General features: G+C 43.6%; 3 protein-coding genes and 1 pseudogene. All 4 read left to right on the plus strand.

Features of this window, described 5'->3' with window-relative positions; genetic code table 11:
- Positions 1 to 97: 97 nt before the first annotated feature.
- A pseudogene (locus tag BOW51_RS11710) lies at positions 98 to 268 on the plus strand (ATP-binding protein); the annotation flags it as partial.
- A gap of 108 nt (positions 269 to 376) precedes the next feature.
- A complete protein-coding gene (locus tag BOW51_RS09405) occupies positions 377 to 1,198 on the plus strand; it encodes a class I SAM-dependent methyltransferase (RefSeq protein WP_245828658.1) in 822 nt (273 codons plus the stop codon).
- A gap of 59 nt (positions 1,199 to 1,257) precedes the next feature.
- Positions 1,258 to 2,019, plus strand: coding sequence for a glycosyltransferase domain-containing protein (locus BOW51_RS09410; RefSeq protein WP_078477498.1), 762 nt, complete (start codon positions 1,258 to 1,260; stop codon positions 2,017 to 2,019).
- A gap of 15 nt (positions 2,020 to 2,034) precedes the next feature.
- Positions 2,035 to 2,726, plus strand: a 692-nt coding sequence (locus tag BOW51_RS09415; RefSeq protein WP_135568215.1) for an ABC transporter transmembrane domain-containing protein, incomplete at its 3' end; no start/stop codon positions are given.

Genomic DNA, 2,726 nt, shown 5'->3' on the forward strand with positions numbered 1-2,726 from the left:
CTGGAAAGCAGCGTTAAATCGTTTTATGATCGAGTTTGAAGATCGACTCATTGACCATATTTGAACAGGGCAGTTACACAGAATTATCTACAGGCTCGAATGGACTTCTGTCTTTGGTGGTCTCAAGCTGACAACCGCCTTGCTTGATTGCTTAATCCATCACTACCATATCATTGAAACCGGCAATGACATTTACGACTTCAGGCATTCCACTTCACAACAACAAGAGGACAGCAAGACTGGAAAAGAAAGTAATCTCAGGCCATAATCCGGCCAGACAGGCGGGTCAAAGCTAGGTGCAAATCCCGAGTCAGTTTTAAGTATAAATCAACAAAAGAGACAAGATAATCCTGCATGTGGGTGTAGATGTAGATAAATGAAAATGAAAAATATTAAATCAACTCTAAAATCACTCCCGTTCATAAGAAATTATTTGGCCGGAAAAAAGCTCTTGAATGACCCAAATTTCCAGAGAGAATATTCGGCCGGGGAAAAACTCTTGAATGACCCAAATTTCCAGGAAGGGCAAGAAAAATGTTATGCGGAAATACTTAAAACACCAAAGAGAACAGAAATAATAAACTTCCTCTTATCTAATAGAAATGATGAAACTCGTTACTTGGAAATAGGAGTGAGAAATCCTGATGACAATTACAACCACATTATCGCTGATGAGAAATATAGTGTTGATCCCGGCTATGAGTACGAAGAAAACCCCGTAGACTTTAAAGTTACAAGTGATGAATTTTTTGAATTGCTATCGAACAACAAAATTCTTTCCCCAGATATTCAGTTTGACGTGATTTTCATAGACGGGCTACATCTTGCAGAACAAGTTGACAGGGATATTATCAATTCCATGAGATTCGTTAAGAGTGATGGGTTTGTCGTTTTACATGATTGCAATCCACCGACTGAATGGAATGCAAGAGATAACTACAATTATCTTAGTACACCTGCAGGGGGTAATTGGAATGGAACAACATGGAAGGCATTTTTAAAATGGCGCTTTAATCCCTCAGTTAACTCATGCTGTATCGACTCTGATTGGGGGGTTGGAATTCTTTCTAAAGAGCATCCGATTGGTTCTTGTATTAGGGAAGTTAATCAATTTTATGAGTTTAGGAATTTAGTTGAACACAAAGAGACTTACTTAAATTTAATCAGTTTTGACGATTTCAAGAAATTGTTAGTGTAAATAGAGCGGAAAGGGTTCAGGCCATAATCAAACTGTAGGTCGTCGAAGAGAAATTGAAAATGGATAAGAAGAGTGAGAACTCGGTTAAACGTCGTGTGATTTACACAGTGCTAATAGGTGACTATGAGGACTTTGTTGATAGTGATCTAGTGACATGCGCCGATACGGACCTGATTTGTTTTACTGACTCTGAAGAATTGACTAGCAATAATTGGGAAGTGCGCAGGGTGGCGGCAAGATTCCCTGGCGATTCTATAAGGAGCTCCCGCTATTTAAAGATAATGGGGCCGGTTATTCTGGATGATTATGAGGAGTCGCTTTATATCGATAATTCGGTGCTACTGACTGCTCCGCCTGACCAATTGCTTGACCAGTTTCTCGACGGAGTGGAATTTGCATTGCCTCATCATAGCTTCCGCACCAGTGTGGCAGCTGAATTTGATGCGGTGGATTCTGCTGGTTTTGACGACCCTTCGAGGATTTATGAGCAGATGCTGCACTATCTCAACAGTAATCCAGATGTGATGGATGAGAAACCGTACTCGTGTGGAATATTGGCACGAAGGCATAGCCCGCTGATCAAAGAGGTGATGACTCGCTGGTGGGAACACGTGCTGCGTTATTCGCGACGGGATCAATTGTCGCTGAATTACGTTTTGAACGAATTTGAAATGAATTTGAAAGTGCTGGATGTCGATATTAGGGGGTCAGACTTTCACCAGTGGCCTGTTAATACCAATCGAAATCACAGCCTGATAAAGGGATCGACCGCTACGCGCCTTCGATTCTCTCTCCTTGGCGCGCAGCGTAAGAGTATCTGACGACTATAATAAAGCATGAAAAACCCTATTCATGATCTCCCGCACTACCTGAAGCTGTTCCAGGACTATCTTGGCTGGCGTGTGTACCTGGTATTTGTCCTGGCCCTGGCAGCTGCAATGGCTGAAGGTCTCGGCATCCTGATGCTGTTGCCTTTGTTGCACAGCCTGGATGGAAGTCTCGAGGCGCAAGACGGCTCTGTCACCACTGTGCCGACTCGAGTCGGCGGGCATTTACAGCAGTTTCTTGAAACGCTGGGCCTGGAGAATTCAAGCATTGCAATATTGATGATCATCACGCTGGCGTTTATTCTCAAAGGTACGCTGCTGTTTGGCTCCAGTGCTTATTCTGCATATCTCAATGGTCAACTGCTGCGTGAACTCAAGGGGCGCCTGTTCGGCCATTACAGCCGTATGAGTTATGGCTACTACACGCGCCGTAATACAGGCCATTTCATTAACGTGATCAACGTGCAGATCAACCAGATGCTGCATGTGTTTATGTCGCTGGTTCAAGTTGGTGTGCAGCTGGTCAATACACTGATTTATATCACGCTGGCATTTATTGTCGCCTGGCGTTTTGGTGTGATGGCGTTGGTGATCGGTATAATTCTGGTGCAACTCTTCCGGTTTCTGAACAGCTATGTGCGGGATCTTTCTCGTAATACTGCCGCTGAACACGGTCACCTCTCCAAGTTGCTCATTCAGTC

The organism is Solemya elarraichensis gill symbiont (assembly GCF_002021095.1).
Classification (GTDB): domain Bacteria; phylum Pseudomonadota; class Gammaproteobacteria; order Chromatiales; family Chromatiaceae.